At 45.8% G+C, this 236-nt stretch carries 1 protein-coding gene; it reads left to right on the top strand.

Annotated features, from left to right (window positions below; translation table 11 throughout):
- Positions 1-236, top strand: a 236-nt coding sequence (locus SB816_RS34950) for a penicillin-binding transpeptidase domain-containing protein (protein ID WP_410548619.1), incomplete at both ends; no start/stop codon positions are given.

The raw sequence follows: 236 nt of genomic DNA, 5'->3' as shown, positions 1-236 counted from the left end.
GGACAGTATGATACGTTTACACCGCTGCAAATGGCGCAGTATGTATCTACAATCGCCAATGGAGGCTATCGTTTGAAGCCTCAGCTTGTAAAAGAGGTCAGGCAGCCTGATTCGAAAAAAGGAATCGGAGCCGTTGTAGAGTCTGTTCAGCCTCAAGTACTGAACAAGATTGATATGAATAATGCAGACATTAAAGAAGTGCAGGCAGGTTTCAGACGCGTCATGACGAAAGGGAC

This window comes from Achromobacter sp. SIMBA_011 (assembly GCF_046535435.1).
Taxonomy (GTDB): Bacteria; Pseudomonadota; Gammaproteobacteria; order Burkholderiales; family Burkholderiaceae_B; genus Achromobacter; species Achromobacter dolens.
Note: the sequence above shows the minus strand (reverse complement) of the source record. Positions and strands in the feature narration are given on the sequence as shown.